Here is a 15775-nt window from a genome sequence, read left to right on the forward strand (position 1 = left end):
TCGAAAGCGCGATGGCGCACCCGAGCGCAGCTTTTGGTGTATTACGTTCGGCTGAGCATCGGCCGCGCCGTAGCCTGTAACCCCAGGGACGGCGGCGATCAAGATGAATCTCGATGAGGGTAGAGTGATGGTGCCGTTTTGGACAATAGAGACGGCTCGAGGGAACGGCTTATTTGGTCCGCCGGTTGCCAATCAAGATCTCCTGCTGCTCACCCTCGCCTGGCTTTTGGCATCCCTGCCCTGGGTCCTCGGCGATCACTTCATCCCCTACGACTCGGTCGGTGAGTTCTATCCACAATCCCGTTTCGTAGTCGACTCGATTCGGCACGGCGACTGGCCTTGGTGGAACCCTTACCAATACTCCGGCCTTCCGGTTCTGGGTGATCCACAAAACATGCTCTTCACTCTGCATACGCTCGTGGGGACGCTTCTTGGGCCGGGATACACGTTGCAAGCGTTCGACCTGGTCACCTTGGTCCATCCCTTCATCGGCGGGTTGGCAATCTACGCGATCGGCTCGTCGCGCGGCGTTCCGAGGGTCTGGCTTCTCTCGGCGGCTTTGGTCTTCATGCTGGGTGGAGTGGCGACCAGTCGACTCCAGCATGTGCCTCAGATAATCGCCTACGGCTTGTTGCCGGTCTTGCTCTGGCTCTTATTGATGCTTGAATCCAAGCCCGCGATCGGGCGTGCAATGCTACTCGGGCTATCGGGGGCGATTTGGGCTGCCAACGCCAATCAAGTTGTTTTCCTCGGCGGACTTCTGTTGGCCGTGTTCGCAGTGTTGACGGTTGCGCGATCCGAAAACCGGCTGCGCCTCGCTGCAATGTACGGCGTCGCCGCATCTGTATCCCTTGCGCTTCTCGCGCCTGTTTACTCAGCGATCATCGAGATCATCGCCCTGTCGACACGGAGCGATTTCACGCTAACTGACTCCGCGCACCCGTCTTTTTCACCAATAGTGTTTGCGAGCCTATTTTTCCCTGCATTGTTCGGAAATTTAAACGGCAAGATCTGGAGCGTCACGGATATCACGCAGGATTTTTTATATATCGGAATTATTCCAATTTCACTGTATCTGCTGGCGTTCTTCAGCTGCATGCGTTGGAGGACCACGGCCGTTCTGACATGGCTTACGCTTCTGCTATTCTTCGTGCTCTTTTCCTTGGGTGTCAAAACACCCCTTTATCCGTTCTTGTTTAATCATATTCCCGGCTTTGATTTCTTTAGACGACCGGTCGACGCCGCTTATCTTCTGAACCTCCTTTTCGCGTTGGGTTTGTTGGTGATCGGGCGGGAAACTGCTCGATCTACAGCGCTTCCATGCGGCGACACAGGACACCAATTGTCGGCTAGCAGTCGACATCTTCTGTTCGCTATAGCTCTATCCATCCCTTTACTGGCATTCGTTCTTGGAGCCGCGGCGCAATCGAAAGACGCGTTGCCCGTGCTCTTGGAAAATTACGGCTGGTTGGTGGTTCGAGTCGGTTTATTCGCAATCCTGCTCTGGTGGATAAAGAAGCAGCTTACGAGTCCGAATCGGTCTTTCTGGATCCTGATTGTGGCTGGGATCTTCTTCGCCGTGGACCTCGGCGCAGCCGGTCGCTACAGTGGTTTATTCTCTCAACGCTATTCAAAAATAGCCCTCGCCAGGGCCTATCAGCACACACAGCCTCCCGAATCGAATTCGCTAGACGCTTGGCTGCAATCGAATACGGCACCTTGGGCGCGTGTCGAGATCATCGGCGGCGGTGAATCCATGGGCCATTCGAGCGTCGCTCGATGGTACAATACGCAAGGATACAACCCAATTCAGTTAAGACGCTATGCCGAACAGATCGGGTCTTTTGTAACCTTCAACGAACCACGTACCTTTGTCGATGGCTCGGAAGGCCCCCTTGACCAACGTTTCGACGTCCTTGGACTCCGCTACGTCGCTTTTATGACCAAGTGGGCTCAAGCGTCCGAGAAAGACCCTTCGCCTGCGTCGGAGCAGGCCCGGCGATATCGGGACGAACTCGCCAGCGGAGGCGCCAGAAAGCTCTTCTCCGATGACCGATACGAGGTGTGGGAGCGACCAGGCGCGTCACGTTGGCTCGCTGTGTCCGACTCGGCCTCGATCGACGGGCTGGAATCCGCGCCCTGCGAAGTCGAGGAGTTCTGCAATACGCGTCTCACGATCAAGTGTCGATCACCGGTGGAGACGACATTGGTGATCGGCGAAGTGTATGCGCCGGGTTGGTTTGCCTGCGTCAACGGCACGCCAACGCCGATTGAGCCGTTCGCCGATCTGTTTCGGGCCGTAACCCTCCCTGCGGGTCCGTCGACTATTTCCATGACCTATCACCCGGTACCCTTCTTGCGGCATTTCGGGTGCAGCAACGGTTTGTTTATCGCACGACCGGACCTCCCGCTGTCGGGAGAATAGCCCAACACCCAGGATCGAACATAAAGGCCATGCGCCATCAAGCGGACCCCTCCGGGAGTCCATCCTCGTTGCCGTACTCGCTCGCCCGCCGCGCATCCCCGCGCACCTTCTCAGCCGGATAGCGCACTGCGTTGATGGCGATCTTCTCGTCGGCGGCGGCGAGCAGATCGATGTCCAGGCGTTTGGACAAGCGCACCAGATAGATGAGAATGTCGGCCAGTTCGTGCGCCACCTGCCGCTTTTTCTCCGGGTCCAGTGCGGCGCTCTGTTGCTCGGTCAGCCATTGAAAATGTTCGAGCAGCTCGCCGGCCTCCCCTGCAAGGGCCATGGCGAGGTTCTTGGGCGAGTGGAATTGTTCCCAGTCGCGCTCGCGGGCGAACGCGAGCACCCGTGCGTTGAGCCGCTCCAGGCTATCCGGCATCCGGGACTCCTGCGTCGGCCAAGCGGGCGCGCGCTCGTCCGATCGCCGCGCGCACTTGGGCCGGGGCGGTGCCGCCGAGATGATCGCGCGCGGCGACCGAGCCTTCCAGGGTCAGCACGGCGAAGACGTCGTCCTCGATCGCGGGGGAGAATCCGCGCAGCTCGTCCAGCGTCAGCTCGGCAAGATCCCGACCCTCGCGCACGCCGAGCCCGACCGCCTTGCCGACGATCTCGTGGGCATCGCGGAAGGGGATACCCTTGCGCACCAGATAGTCGGCGAGATCGGTCGCGGTGCTGAAGCCCTGGGCGGCGGCCGAGCGCATCCGCTCGCGGTTGCAGGCGACCTCGCACATCATCTCGGCATAGACCTTGAGCGAGCCCTTGAGGTTATCGACGGTGTCGAACAGGGGCTCCTTGTCCTCTTGGTTGTCCTTGTTGTAGGCCAAGGGCTGGCCTTTCATGAGGGTCAGCAGTCCCATCAGGTGTCCGAAGATGCGCCCGCTCTTGCCGCGGACCAGCTCGGGCACGTCCGGGTTCTTCTTCTGCGGCATGATGGATGAGCCGGTACAGAAGCTGTCCGACAGCTCGACGAAGCCGAACTGACTCGACGACCAGAGGATCAGCTCCTCGGAGAAGCGCGACAGGTGCATCATGAGGATGGCCGCGGCGGCGGTGAATTCGATCGCGAAATCCCGATCCGACACGGCATCGAGCGAGTTCTCCGCCGGCCGATCGAAGCCGAGCAGCTCGGCGGTGTAGGCCCGATCGATCGGATAGGTGGTGCCGGCCAGCGCCGCGGCTCCGAGCGGCATGACGTTCATGCGCCGCCGACAATCGGCGAGGCGCCCGCGATCGCGCTCCAGCATCTCGAACCAGGCCAGCATGTGATGGCCGAAGGTCACGGGTTGTGCGACCTGTAGATGGGTGAAGCCGGGCATGATGGTCTCGGCCTCGCGCTCGGCCAGATCCACCAAGGCCGACTGAAGCCGTGCTATGGCCGTGCGGATTCGATCGATCTCCTCGCGCAGCCACAGACGAACGTCGGTCGCCACCTGATCGTTGCGTGAGCGCCCGGTGTGCAGCTTCTTGCCCGCATCGCCGATCAGCTCGGTCAGGGCGGACTCCACGTTCATGTGGACGTCCTCGAGCGGGATCGACCACTCGAATGTCCCGGCATCGATACGCTCGCGTACCGATTCCAGCCCGGCGACGATGGAATCGCGCTCCGTGTCGCTGAGGATGCCCCGACGGGCGAGCATCGTGGCATGGGCAATCGAGCCCTGAATGTCGTAGCGATAGAGCCGCCGATCGAAGTCGACCGAGGCAGTGAAGGCCTCGACGAAGGCGTCGGTGGGCGCATTGAAGCGTCCGGCCCAGGGTTTGGCGGAAGAGCTTGGCTGGTGCATCTGCGGGATCCGAATGGGAGCGATCCGAAGATTCTACACGCTGGCGATGCTGTGCATGGATCGTGCGCCGGCCTCTCGCGTCAAGCAGACAGCCGACACCGAACACGCGATGTCGGTACCCGATCAATCCCGAGTAAAATGGTCGTAGGCTATCTTTAAGCCGAACATCCGCTTTGGTGGAAAGTCGGCCTGAAGATGCGTCTCGCCGGTCCCGAGCGCTTTCTGTTCGACCGAAGAAGCACCATTGTCAAGCTGGTCCTGACCTAATCCATGGAAAAGGTTATGAACATCCCGGTCGTCGACGATGCAGCACAGGCAGGCGAACAGCCGCTCGATCAAGATCCGTCTCGAACTGCCCCGCGGCGCCGGATCAGCGCCCATTACCGAGGCGGGCTGCGGACGGTAGAGATCGAGGATGTCATCTATCTGCGCGCCGAGCACAAATACGTGACGGTACGTCATATCGATGGCGAGCTCTTGATCGACGAATCGCTGCGCGCATTGGAGCAGGAGTTCGCGGAGCTCTTCCTGCGCATTCATCGCAACGCACTGGTCGCGCGTGATCGGGTCTGCGGCCTGGAGAAGCGCTCGGACGGAGGCTCCGTCATACAGCTACGCGATTGTGCGGAGCAGCTCCCGATCAGCCGCAGGCATCTGCCCGAGGTTCGGCGCTGGATGCGGGGAGACGACTGAATTCCGTGAATGCTCGAATGACGGCCACTTCCGGTCGCTCGACTCAGACCCCATCGGGCTGGGAGCGCCGCGTCCACCCCCAATAGAGAGCCGCCAGCAAGCCGATCCAAACCGCAGCCAACCAGCCGATGACGCCGTCGTAGCTGCCGACCAAAAAGGCGGCCGGGGCATCGGGGTTGCCGTCGGTCACCCGTCGCGTGACCTGAATCACGAAGACCCAACCGGCGTGCAGCCCGATTCCCCATGCAATATGCCCGGTGCGCTCGCGCACCAGGGCGAGAAAGACCCCGACCATAAAAAGCGCAGCCATCGAGCTTAGATGTTTCCATTGGAAGACGTCGATGAAGACGGCGCCGAACATCTGCCATGCACCCGCCCAATCGAAGAGCATACCCTCGGGCAAGGCGCTCGGCTTCATGAAGTGGACCAGCATGTAGAGAAATGCGCTCCATATCACGGCCGAGTTCACGCCGTCGCGACGACGGATCGCCGTGTAGAGCGCACCGCGGAAGAAGGTCTCCTCCAGAACGCCGATCAACAGCCCGCCGATCAGGGCTTGGAGTGCCTTTTTCGCCAGATAGGGCCAGAGCTCCAGCTCCGCGTCGGGCACGCGGATCTCCAGCGCGACGAGCACCAACGCGAGCACCGCGAGGATCGCCACCCCTTCGACCCAGCCGAGCGCGAGCGCCCGTCGGAAGTCCGGCTTTGGAATGCCGTAACCCAACGCGGTCCGATCCGCCAACTGCAGGCGCTTGAGCAAGGGCCATAGCCCGAGAAGGATAAAGAGCTGCGCCAAGCGCCCCATGATCCGCTGCGGGTCTTCGTCGAGCCAGCCGGTCGACATCACGGGATAGGTCAGGAGCGCCCCCAGGAGGAGGCAGACGAAGAGATAGGCGAAAAAGAGTGCGGTCGGGCGCATCGGCGGGATCGGAAATTCCGCCAGTCTACTGACAGGATCCCGCCACGAACAAGCCCCGACAGATCCCGACCGGCGATACAGCCGATCGAATCCCGCACGCAGCTTGTCAGCGTCCGGCCCGTCGTTCGACAATGAGGGCACATCCAGCGGGGTCTTGCACCCGCTCCGCGCCCGCAGGCTCCTGCCCGGGCCCACCGAGCCATCCGATGCCGCAGGTCTCGACCCGACCATCCGATCCGAAGGCGACCCGCTGATGTGCGGGATCGCCGGCTTCATGCTGCGCGGCGGGGCTCGCCCGAACCCGGACGAGCTGGCCGGGATGGCCGCGACCCTGGCCCACCGCGGTCCGGACGATCACGGCATCCATTGCAGCGGTCCGGTCGGATTGGCGCAGACACGGCTGTCGATCATCGGGCTCGCCACCGGGCATCAGCCGATGGTCTCGGCAGACGGGCAGCTCGCGCTGGCGGCCAACGGCGAGGTCTACAACTACATCGAGCTGAATGCGGCGCTGCGTGCGCAGGGGCGCGAGCCGCGGACCGATTCGGACTCCGAGACCATCCTGCACGCGTACGCGGTGCACGGGCTGGATTTCCCCGTCGAGCTGCGCGGTATGTTCGCCTTCGCGCTCCACGATGCCCGGGAGGGGCGGCTGATCCTCGGGCGCGATCGGCTCGGGATCAAGCCGCTCTTCTACGTGCGCCTGCCCGACCGCATCGCCTTCGCCTCCGAGATCAAGGCGCTCTTGCCGATCCTGCCGGGGCAGCCCCGCGTGAACCCGGTCGCCTTGCGGCAATTCCTGCAGAATCAGTTCGCGAGCGGCGAGGAGACCATCTTGGAGGGCATCCGGCGGGTGCCGCCCGGCGAGATCCTGATCGTCGATCGAGATCTGCGCATCGAGCACCGACGCTTCTGGTCGGCGCTCGATAGCGCGCCCCGCGCGATCGGCCTCGACGAGGCGCAAGCCGAGCTGGACGGCCTGATGCACGCGGCCATGCGCGAGCACATGCGCTCGGACGTCCCCTTCGGGCTCTTTCTCTCGGGCGGCGTGGATTCGGCCGTGCTGGCCGCGCTGCTGCACACCCACGGGGCCGGTCGCATCAAGAGTTACTCGGTCGGCTATCGCGGCACGGCGATGGCGCACGAGCTGGACGAGGCGGCGCGGGTCGCGGCGCACTTCGGACTGGATCACCGCCCGCTTGAGCTCGAGCTCGATCAGGTCTTCGCACGCATCCCGCATACGGTCTGGGCGGCCGACGAGCTGATGCGCGACTATGCCAACCTGCCGACCTCGATCCTGGCCCAAACCGCCGCGGCAGATCTGAAGGTGGTCTTCTCGGGCGAGGGCGGCGACGAGGTCTTCGCCGGATACGGCCGGTATCGCCCGCCGCCGGCCGAGCGCTGGATCAAGGGTCTGCTGAGCCCGGGCAGCGGCGGTTTCCGCACCCGCGGTCAGTGGTCGGGACACTGGTCGCGACAGCTGCTCGGGCCGGCGCTCGGGTCGGTCGGGACACCGGATCGCGCGCCCTTTCTTCATGCCTGGCGGTCGACGCCGAAGGGCTGGTCCGACCTGCAGCGTCGCCAGTACACCGACCTGGTCACGGCCCTCCCGGACAACCTGCTGGTGAAGACCGATCGCATGATGATGGGTTTCGGGCTGGAGGGGCGTGTGCCCTTTCTCGACCATCGCATCGTCGAATTCGGCCTGTCGCTGCCCGATGGGCTCAAGATCAAGGGCCATCAGGGCAAATGGCTGCTCAAGCACTGGGCCGAGCCCATGCTGCCGCCGGGACACCTGACGCGTCCCAAGCGCGGTTTCCATGTCCCGGTCGGCGACTGGCTGACCGGCGATGTCGCGGCCCGTGTCGGCGAGCGTCTGGCCCAGAACCGGGGCATCCGCGAGTGGTTTCGCGTCGATGCCATTCCTGCTCTGGTCGCCGCACGTCAGGCCGGAAAGGGCGGCAGTCGCGAGCTGTTCGGCCTGATGCAGTTCGCGATCTGGCATCGGCTCTTCATCGAGCAGCCCGGACTCACACCCTCGCCCGACGAGGACCCCTTGGATTGGATCGCGAGCGGCACCTGACCATGGCGACGCGCGTCCCACGGATTGCCTGCTTCTTCTCGACCTCCGGTCACAGCGGGGTCGACCGCGCGGCCAAGCATTTAATCCCCGCCTTGGCGCATCGGGGCTATCGAGTCGATCTGCTCAAGGTCCGTCGGCATGGGCCGCATCTGGATACCATCACGGACGGGGTCTCGGTGGTCGATCTGGGCTCGCGGCACACCTACGCCTGCCTGCCGGCGCTGGTGCGGTATCTGCGCCGCGAGCGCCCGGCGGTGATGCTCTCGGACAAGGATCGCGTGAATCGCACCGCACTCCTTGCCCGCTGGCTCGCCGGGGTTCCGACGCGCCTGGTCTTCAGCTCGGGCACGACCATCTCGATCGATCTGGCGACCCGCGGCGCGCTCGAGCGCTGGGTCCAGCGCACCTCCATGGGCCGACTCTATCCCTTCGCCGATCAGGTGATCGTGACCAGCGCCGGCGTGGCCGACGACATGGCGCGCTACACCGGCTTGCGGCGCGAGCGCATCCGCGTCGTGCCCTCGCCCGTGGTGCCGGCGTCGCTCTTCACGGATGACTTGGCGCGTCCGGATCACCCCTGGTTCGGCCGATCCGACCTGCCTCTGATCTTGGGCGCGGGCGAGCTATGCGGACGCAAGGACTTCGAGACCTTGCTGCGTGCCTTCGCACGCGTGCGGGCCGAGCGTCCGTGCAGACTCATGATCCTCGGTCAAGGCCGCGCCCGCGAACGCCTGCTCGCGCTCGCCGCCGAGCTGGGCGTGGCCGAGAATGTCGCCCTCCCCGGCTTCGTCCACGAGCCCTATGCCTTCATGGCCCATGCGGATCTCTTCGCCTTCACATCGCGCTGGGAGGGCCTCGGCTTCGTCATCATCGAGGCACTCGCGGTCGGCACGCCCGTGGTGGCGACCGATTGCCCGAGCGGCCCGCGCGAGATCCTGCAGGACGGACGCATCGGCCCCTTGGTGCCGGTCGGCGACGCCGACGCCTTGGCGGCGGCCATGATGCAGACACTGGACGCTCCGCCGCCGCAGACGATCCTTCGCGACGCCGCCCGACCCTACGAGATCGAGGCGAGCACCGATGCCTATCTGGATGCCATGCGGCTGCCGCGGTGGGCGGGGTAGGGGCGATGGGTTCTTCGCGAGTCAGCAAGACTCGCCGAGAATCCCGGATAGATCATATACCGAGCGCACGTGGATTTTTCGCCGCATTGCAGGCCCCGCGCACGCCGGGCCGGCGTTGCGCCTCCTCGCCGTAGGGGCCGCTACGCCTCGTCGGCGCGCCTTGCCCCGACGCGCGCGGGACGCACCCTGCTTTCCGAAAAACCCACGCGCGCTCGGTATAGATCGGCTCGCTTGGGAACTGTTCCGGATCCAGCCCGGTCTCGCGAATTGCCCAATCGCGGCCATCGTCCCATGCCGATTCCAGTGCATCGGCCAGGATGGCCGGATTGCGAAGCCCCGGATTCTTTGCGAGGAGACGTTCGATTTGGCGACGTTGGGTTGCAACGGAGTTGCGCCAACCTTTCTCGTTAGTCGGCGTTCGCTCGGTTTGCACCTCCAACTTCAGGAGGTGCGCGACGATGACCGCCATGCGCTCAGCCAGTGCGCGTTGCTCGGAGCGTCCCATCTCTTCGATCTCTCCAGCCAGATGCTCGCGATCCATACGCCCGAGATTCCCTTCGGGTACCGCCGCGGCCTGCTCCCGGGTCCAAGAGAAGAAATCTTGCTCATACGCGTGACTCATAAGCGGTGCCTACGATAGCCAACCATGGAGTGATGATAACCGAATGGTGAGTCCGAAGGCTGGGATGTGGCGAGCGAACCCCGGCGTGACCGCGGCGCCGAAGATGCCGGGGTCGTTCCTCACCCCAGCCTGCGGTCCTTGACCCCGATCCCACGTCTGGGCACGGTTTGGTGACACCTTGTTTCGCGCGATCCAAAGCCGTGAGCGAGAATAAACTGCCCTTTCCGGGCTTGGCTAACTTGGCCATTTTGGCTATGATGATCTCGGAAAAGCGGAGAGGCGGCCATGCAAGTCAATATGTTGGAAGCAAAAAATCAACTTTCGAAGCTGGTGAAGGCAGCGGTTTCCGGCGAAGAAGTCATCATCGCCAGCCATGGCCAAGCCCAGGTTCGGCTGGTTCCATGCGCGGCCTCGCCCGGTTTGCGCCATTGGGGGGCCTTATCCGGACATTTCCTGGACGTGGATGCAGCCTTTGGCGAGCAGGCGGATGCCGACGTCGGCAAGCTCTTCGACGGCGCATGAGACTGCTGCTCGACACCCAGATCATGCTGTGGTGGTTGCTGGGCGATGCGCGGTTGGGGCAGCAGACGCGAGAGCTCATGACGACAACGGCTTGCATGGTTTCCGTCGCCAGCGTTTGGGAAGTGGCGATCAAACACCGCTTGGGAAAGCTCTCGGTTGACCCCGTCACCTTCCGCGATCAAAGTCTTGACGCCGGTGCTTCGTTGTTGATGATCAACGATGCGCATGTCATCGAGACGGAGTGCCTCCCCGGCTTTCACGAAGACCCCTTCGACCGATTGATCATTGCCCAGGCACGCACCGAGGGATTGATGGCGGTCTCCGCCGATGCCGTCTGGAGCGAATACAGCGTCGCCCTCAGGCGACCTTGAACCGCTTTGAACGCGATATGTGATGTTTTTATCTTGTGGAGCTGCGCCCCGAGCTGCTTGCGGAATTCGCCGGTCGCGTCGACGTAGTCACGCAGGAGGACCTCGCCGGTGTCGAGATCGGCATTCAGAAAGGCGTCGAGATCTTCGAACCACCGACCGAAGGGACAGCCCCGGCGTGCGTCTCGAATCCACACCATGACCAATCCCGCGGCGGGTCCGGACTGCTATCGAATCAACCCTCGCCGATCAGCCCGAAGGCCGCGAGATAGCGCCGTGCGCTGATATCCATCCGATACTCCTGCACCGCTTCCTTCAAGACATCGGGCTGCCGGGGGTTGCGCAGGGTCTCTTCCATGGCGGCCGCCAGTGCATCGACATCGCCGACGGGCACCAGTGCGCCGAAGGCACCGTCGCGGGTGATCTCCCTCGGTCCACTGCGGCAATCGGTCGAGACCACGGGCGTGCCCAACGCGAGCGCCTCGGTCAGGACATTGGGTGAGCCTTCCCAAAGCGAGGAGAGGGCAAAGAGCTTGGCGCGCGCAAGGAAACGGTAGGGATTGGGCTCGAAACCGGGCAGGGCGACATCCTCGGCAACGCCCAGATCCCGCGCGAGGCGCACGAGGCGCCCCTGCTGGCGGCCCTGTCCGAGGATCATCAGCCGACAGGGCCGGCTTGCACGCAGCAGGGCGAACGCCTTGATCAGGGTCGAGAAGTCCTTCTGGGTGCGCAGGCCGCCGACACCCATGATGACGGGCGGCTGGTCGGGGCCGAACCAGTGGTGATCCAGCGGCTCCCGGGCTTGGGCATAGAACTCGGGCGTGATGTTGGGGTTGCGCACCACCCGGATGCGACTCGGCGGGATACCCGTGACCTCGGCGATGTCGGCCGCGACGCCTTCAGACACGGCGACGACCCCGTCCGCCCGTTGGAAGAGATGACGCAGCTCGCGCTGCTCCCACCAGCGTTTGAGCCGATTCTTCCCGCGCGCACGCCAGCGCTCGGACATGGTGGTTCCGGGACGCAGGAAATACCGAGTGTCGGTCGACGCGGTCGCCTTCACCGCGAGCGCGATGCGATCGTCCTCGGTCTTGGCCGAGAGGACAACCGCGGGTCGGCTGCGCGCGACATACTCGGCGAGGAAGCGCTGCCGCTCCCTCGGCGGTACGCGGCCGAGCGCATGGATGGTCACGGTTGGAGGCAGACTGTCCAGAAAGGGCGCCTCGCGCCGGCCGACCATGAAGTCGACCGGGACGCCCTGATCGGCGATCCCGCGAGCAATGTTGACCATCATGCGCTCCACCCCGCCGTCGCCGAAGCTCGGGATAAAGAGGCAGACCGGGCGCAGCACTGGCTGTGGCAACGGCTCGGCGGTGGGTTGATCCGACGGGGACATGGCAGGTATCCATCATGTCTCGACACAGCCGATCGGCGGGGTCGAGGCGTTGTTGAGGCCCGAATCCGGGGCAGCGCGCCGGTGCGCCAGGTGAAGCGATCCCGCGTATCATACCTGTCCCGAGACGACACCCTCACCCAGACAACCTTTCGAGATGCCGATCGTGTCCCAGCCGCATCGTCCGACGCCGCGCGTCCCCGTCACCGACGGTTGGTCGCGCGCCGGCCTCGTCGGACTCTATGTCTTCACATTCTTCGGGCTGCTGGGGATCACGCCGGCCACCGTCGGCCTGATTCTGCTGACGCTTGTCTTCCTGATCCGATTCGACGCTTGGCGCGTGCTTGCACGGGACCCGGTTGCCCTGATAGCCCTGACCTTCGGCGTCTATGTCGCGGTGCACAGTCTGATCGCCTATTTCCTGGAGCCGACCCCCACGCTCGCGCAAGCGGTCGCGGACAACGGGACGGATTGGGTGAAGCTGTTGCTCTTCATCCCGCTCGCCTACTGGGTCGCCGGACGTCCGGATCGGGTGCGGTTGGTTTTGATGCTGGGGCTCGCGGGCTTCACCCTCGCGACCTTTCGCAAGATCGACTGGGCGACCTTCGACGCCGCCTTTTTCTCGACGCGGTTCGATGCTTACCTTCCGTCGATCGCCTTCGGCATGTTCGCCGGACTCGGCGCACTCGGGCTCATCGCGACACGCCGCGCCTTCTGGGCCGAGCGCGACCGCCCTTGGCAGCGTTGGCTCGCGACGTCGCTCTGGGCCGTATGGCTGCTGATCATGCTCGAGGGTCTGCTCCTGTCGCAGTCGCGCGGGTCTTGGCTCGGTTTTCTCGGCGCTCTGGCGGTCTTGGTGCTTCTCGAGTGGCGGGCGCGACGGGCGACGACGGCAGCACCGAGGCGCCGACGTTGGCCGGCGATCCTGTTGGGCGCCATCGCGCTCGGGGTCATCCTGTCGAGTCAGTATCGGACGATCGAGATGCGCCTCACCGACCAAACCGATACCCTGCAACAGGTGATGAGCGGCGAGGTGACCGAGGTGACCTCCGATCCGGTCGGCCTGCGCGTGAATGCACTGCTCTTCACCTACGAGAAATGGCGCGAACGCCCTTGGTTCGGCTGGGGAGCGGGCACCAGTCGCGAGTGGATCGCGACCAGCGGGCGCACGGACACCCTCCTGGACAACGTCAATTGGCTGCCGCATCTGCACAACGCCTATGCCGAGACCCTGTTTCAGTTCGGTGCCGTCGGTCTCCTGTTGGCAGTCGCGCTCGTCTGGGCGCTGGCGCGCTCGACCGGCAACGAATGTCGCGCCGGGCGGCTCCCGGCGGATCTCTGCCGTCTCTTTCTGGTCACGCTCGTGTTCGTCCTGATCTGGAATCTGTTCAACTATCGCGTGGTGCGCAGCGACTGGATGGTCTTCTGGATCCTGCTCGCAGGGTCCGCTTACAGCTTCCGTCTCGCAAGGCTGACGGAGCCCTCGGGGCACGACCGCGGGTGAAGATCCTTGTCGTCAGGCTCTCGGCGATCGGCGACATCGTCTTCGCCTCGCCCCTGATCGCGGCCTTGCGGCGTGCCTATCCGCAGGCGCACATCGCCTGGCTGGCGCAGCCCGAGTATCGCGCCCTGCTGGACCGACACCCGGATCTGGACGAGGTCGTCGTCTGCCCGCTCGGCCACTGGCGGCGCCTGTGGCGCGAGCGGCGGCTGCGCGAGCTGATATCGGAGATCGCGGCGCTGCGAACGACTCTGCGCGAGCGGCGCTTCGACCTCGCCATCGACCTGCAGGGATTGCTGAAGAGCGGCGCCTTGACGCGACTCTCGGGTGCCCGCGAGCGGATCGGTTTGGGCTCGCGCGAGGGCAGCCGATGGCTGATGACCCGGACGATTGATCGCGGCGGGGATCCGCGGCGGATCGGCTCGGAGTATCTCTATCTGGCGCAGACCTTGGGCCTGCCGGCGGATGACTTTGCGATGGCCGTACACTACGGCGAGGCCGAGGTGGACTTCGCCGATCGGATCATCGCCGAGCATGCCCCGAGCGCCGGCTTCGCGGTGCTCTGCCCCTTTACGACGCGGCCCCAAAAACACTGGCTCGAGGAGCGTTGGGCACCGCTTGCGGCGCGCATCCAGACGGATCTCGGCTTGACGCCGGTCGTGCTCGGCGGTCCGGCGGACCGGGAGGCCGCGACACGGATCCGCGATGCGGCCGACGTCCCCTTGCTCGACCTCGCCGGCCGCACCAGCCTCATGGAGGCCGCAGCCCTGATCGAGCGCGCATCGCTCCTGATCGGCGTGGATACGGGCCTGGGTCACATGGGCATCGCCTTCGGTACCCCGAGCCTGCTCCTCTTCGGCTCGACTTGTCCCTATCTCGACACCACCCGCGCCAACGCCCGGGTGCTGTATCACAAGCTCGACTGCTCGCCCTGCAAACGTCGCCCGACCTGCGACGGGGCCTTCACCTGCATGCGTCTGATCACGATCGACGAGGTCCTGGACGCGGCCCGCGACGTGCTCGGGGCCGCGCCGTGAGGATCCTCCATGTCGAGGGCGGGCGTCACCTCTACGGCGGGGCCTATCAGGTCCTGCACCTGCTGCGCGGGCTCGCCGCACGCGGTCACGAGAATCTGCTCGCCTGCCCCGCCGGATGCGCGCTGGCCGAGGCCGCGGCGCCCGTCGCGCGGGTCTACGGCCTGCCGATGGGGGGCGATCTGGACCTGGCGATGGTCGTACGCCTGAGACGCCTCATCCGTGCGAGCCGACCGGATCTGATCCACCTGCACAGCCGTATCGGTGCCGACGTCATGGGCGGCATCGCCGCACGCCTCACCGGTGTACCCGTCGTCCACACCCGCCGGGTCGACAACCCCGAACCGCGTTGGATGGTCGCGCTCAAGTACCGACTCTTCGATCGGGTCGTGGCCATCTCCGAGGGGATTCGCGATGTGCTGCTTGCCGAGGGACTGCCCGCCGAGACGCTGCGGGTCGTGCGCAGCGCGGTCGACTATGCCGCCTACGCCCGACCCTGCGCACGCGCCTCGATCGCCGACCGGCTCGGGGCGCCCGAGGATGCGCTCCTGATCGGCGTCGTCGCCCAACTGATTCAGCGCAAGGGGCACGCCGACCTAATCGAGGCCCTGCCCCCGTTGCTGGATCGCTATCCCGGTCTTCAAGTGCTCTTCTTCGGGAAGGGGCCGCTCGCGGACACGCTCGCGGCACAGATCGATCAAAAGGGTTTGACCGGGCGTATCCGACTCGTCGGATTCCGCGACGATCTCGCCGAGCTCATGCCCTGCCTGGATCTGCTCGTTCACCCGGCGCACATGGAGGGGCTCGGCGTCTCCTTGCTCCAAGCCGCGAGCGCGGGCGTGCCGATCGTCGCGAGCCGCGTCGGCGGTATCCCCGAAGCGGTGCGAGACGGCGAGAACGGGCTCTTGGTTCCCCCCGGCGACATCACCGCGCTGGGGGCGGCGATCGAGACCCTCCTGACCGACCCCGCGCGGCGTCGAGCACTCGGCGCAGGCGGACAGACCCTGATGGCGCGGGAGTTCTCCATCGATGCCATGGTGGAAGGCAACCTCGCGGTCTATCGCGAGCTGCCGGCCGAAGGTGCACGCGCCAAGCCGGAGTGACGGATTGCGACTTGACCTTTGTAGCCTCGGTGCGCAGGCTTCCCGCATCGTCTTCGCTCGTCGGGCCGACGCGGGCGAGCGCAGAAGACACGCCATACACAGTCGCCCGGCACGACGGCCGGCTTCGTATGACGCCGATCCAACCCGACAGGAACGACAGAC

14 protein-coding genes are annotated in these 15775 nt (G+C 64.7%); 9 read left to right on the forward strand and 5 right to left on the reverse strand.

Going from position 1 to position 15775, the window contains the following annotated elements; translation table 11 throughout:
- The first annotated feature begins 103 nt into the window (after positions 1 to 103).
- Complete coding sequence (locus THIMADRAFT_RS15360) at positions 104 to 2425, forward strand: hypothetical protein (protein WP_040731720.1); 2322 nt, start codon at positions 104 to 106, stop codon at positions 2423 to 2425.
- 37 nt (positions 2426 to 2462) lie between these two features.
- On the opposite strand, the gene THIMADRAFT_RS15365 is transcribed toward THIMADRAFT_RS15360, so the two are convergent.
- Together THIMADRAFT_RS15365 and argH are read right to left on the reverse strand one after the other, a co-directional pair.
- A complete protein-coding gene (locus THIMADRAFT_RS15365; RefSeq protein WP_007193987.1) occupies positions 2463 to 2846 on the reverse strand; it encodes a nucleotide pyrophosphohydrolase in 384 nt (127 codons plus the stop codon).
- On the reverse strand, positions 2836 to 4251 hold the full coding sequence (gene argH, locus THIMADRAFT_RS15370; protein WP_007193988.1) for an argininosuccinate lyase: 1416 nt from the start codon (positions 4249 to 4251) through the stop codon (positions 2836 to 2838). The genes THIMADRAFT_RS15365 and argH overlap by 11 nt, the downstream gene beginning before the upstream one ends.
- A gap of 282 nt (positions 4252 to 4533) precedes the next feature.
- Between argH and THIMADRAFT_RS15375 the strand changes: the two genes are divergently transcribed.
- Positions 4534 to 4944: a LytR/AlgR family response regulator transcription factor gene (locus tag THIMADRAFT_RS15375; RefSeq protein WP_007193989.1), complete on the forward strand. Its 411-nt coding sequence runs from the start codon at positions 4534 to 4536 to the stop codon at positions 4942 to 4944.
- 43 nt (positions 4945 to 4987) lie between these two features.
- On the opposite strand, the gene THIMADRAFT_RS15380 is transcribed toward THIMADRAFT_RS15375, so the two are convergent.
- Positions 4988 to 5863: a CPBP family intramembrane glutamic endopeptidase gene (locus THIMADRAFT_RS15380; RefSeq protein WP_007193990.1), complete on the reverse strand. Its 876-nt coding sequence runs from the start codon at positions 5861 to 5863 to the stop codon at positions 4988 to 4990.
- Positions 5864 to 6116: 253 nt separating this feature from the next.
- On the opposite strand from THIMADRAFT_RS15380, the gene asnB reads away from it, so the two are divergent.
- Positions 6117 to 7946, forward strand: a complete 1830-nt coding sequence (gene asnB / locus THIMADRAFT_RS15385) for an asparagine synthase (glutamine-hydrolyzing) (RefSeq protein ID WP_007193991.1) — start codon at positions 6117 to 6119, stop codon at positions 7944 to 7946.
- Between the two features lie 2 nt (positions 7947 to 7948).
- The gene (locus THIMADRAFT_RS15390; RefSeq protein WP_040731726.1) at positions 7949 to 9070 is read left to right on the forward strand and encodes a glycosyltransferase; all 1122 of its coding nucleotides are present in this window, start codon (positions 7949 to 7951) and stop codon (positions 9068 to 9070) included.
- Between the two features lie 52 nt (positions 9071 to 9122).
- On the opposite strand, the gene THIMADRAFT_RS15395 is transcribed toward THIMADRAFT_RS15390, so the two are convergent.
- Positions 9123 to 9692 carry a DUF29 domain-containing protein gene (locus tag THIMADRAFT_RS15395; protein WP_007193993.1) on the reverse strand — a complete coding sequence of 190 codons (570 nt, stop codon included), beginning with the start codon at positions 9690 to 9692 and terminating at the stop codon, positions 9123 to 9125.
- Between the two features lie 285 nt (positions 9693 to 9977).
- Between THIMADRAFT_RS15395 and THIMADRAFT_RS15400 the strand changes: the two genes are divergently transcribed.
- Both THIMADRAFT_RS15400 and THIMADRAFT_RS15405 read left to right on the forward strand, forming a co-directional pair.
- Positions 9978 to 10214, forward strand: coding sequence for a type II toxin-antitoxin system Phd/YefM family antitoxin (locus THIMADRAFT_RS15400; protein WP_007193994.1), 237 nt, complete (start codon positions 9978 to 9980; stop codon positions 10212 to 10214).
- Positions 10211 to 10585 (forward strand): type II toxin-antitoxin system VapC family toxin, encoded by a 375-nt coding sequence (locus THIMADRAFT_RS15405; RefSeq protein ID WP_007193995.1) that lies wholly within the window; start codon positions 10211 to 10213, stop codon positions 10583 to 10585. Before THIMADRAFT_RS15400 ends, THIMADRAFT_RS15405 begins: the two co-directional genes overlap by 4 nt.
- A gap of 232 nt (positions 10586 to 10817) precedes the next feature.
- Here the strand turns inward: THIMADRAFT_RS15405 and THIMADRAFT_RS15415 are convergent, their stop codons facing one another.
- Entirely contained in the window at positions 10818 to 11978 is a 1161-nt protein-coding gene (locus tag THIMADRAFT_RS15415; protein ID WP_007193997.1) for a glycosyltransferase, read from the reverse strand.
- A gap of 154 nt (positions 11979 to 12132) precedes the next feature.
- On the opposite strand from THIMADRAFT_RS15415, the gene THIMADRAFT_RS27970 reads away from it, so the two are divergent.
- Genes THIMADRAFT_RS27970 through THIMADRAFT_RS15430 form a run of 3 tightly spaced genes read left to right on the forward strand, consistent with a single transcriptional unit; the run spans position 12133 to position 15613 of the window.
- Positions 12133 to 13479, forward strand: a complete 1347-nt coding sequence (locus THIMADRAFT_RS27970; protein ID WP_007193998.1) for an O-antigen ligase family protein — start codon at positions 12133 to 12135, stop codon at positions 13477 to 13479.
- A complete protein-coding gene (locus THIMADRAFT_RS15425; RefSeq protein ID WP_007193999.1) occupies positions 13476 to 14513 on the forward strand; it encodes a glycosyltransferase family 9 protein in 1038 nt (345 codons plus the stop codon). The genes THIMADRAFT_RS27970 and THIMADRAFT_RS15425 overlap by 4 nt, the downstream gene beginning before the upstream one ends.
- A complete protein-coding gene (locus THIMADRAFT_RS15430) occupies positions 14510 to 15613 on the forward strand; it encodes a glycosyltransferase (protein WP_007194000.1) in 1104 nt (367 codons plus the stop codon). Before THIMADRAFT_RS15425 ends, THIMADRAFT_RS15430 begins: the two co-directional genes overlap by 4 nt.
- Positions 15614 to 15775 lie beyond the last annotated feature (162 nt).

The organism is Thiocapsa marina 5811 (assembly GCF_000223985.1).
Lineage (GTDB): Bacteria > Pseudomonadota > Gammaproteobacteria > Chromatiales > Chromatiaceae > Thiocapsa > Thiocapsa marina.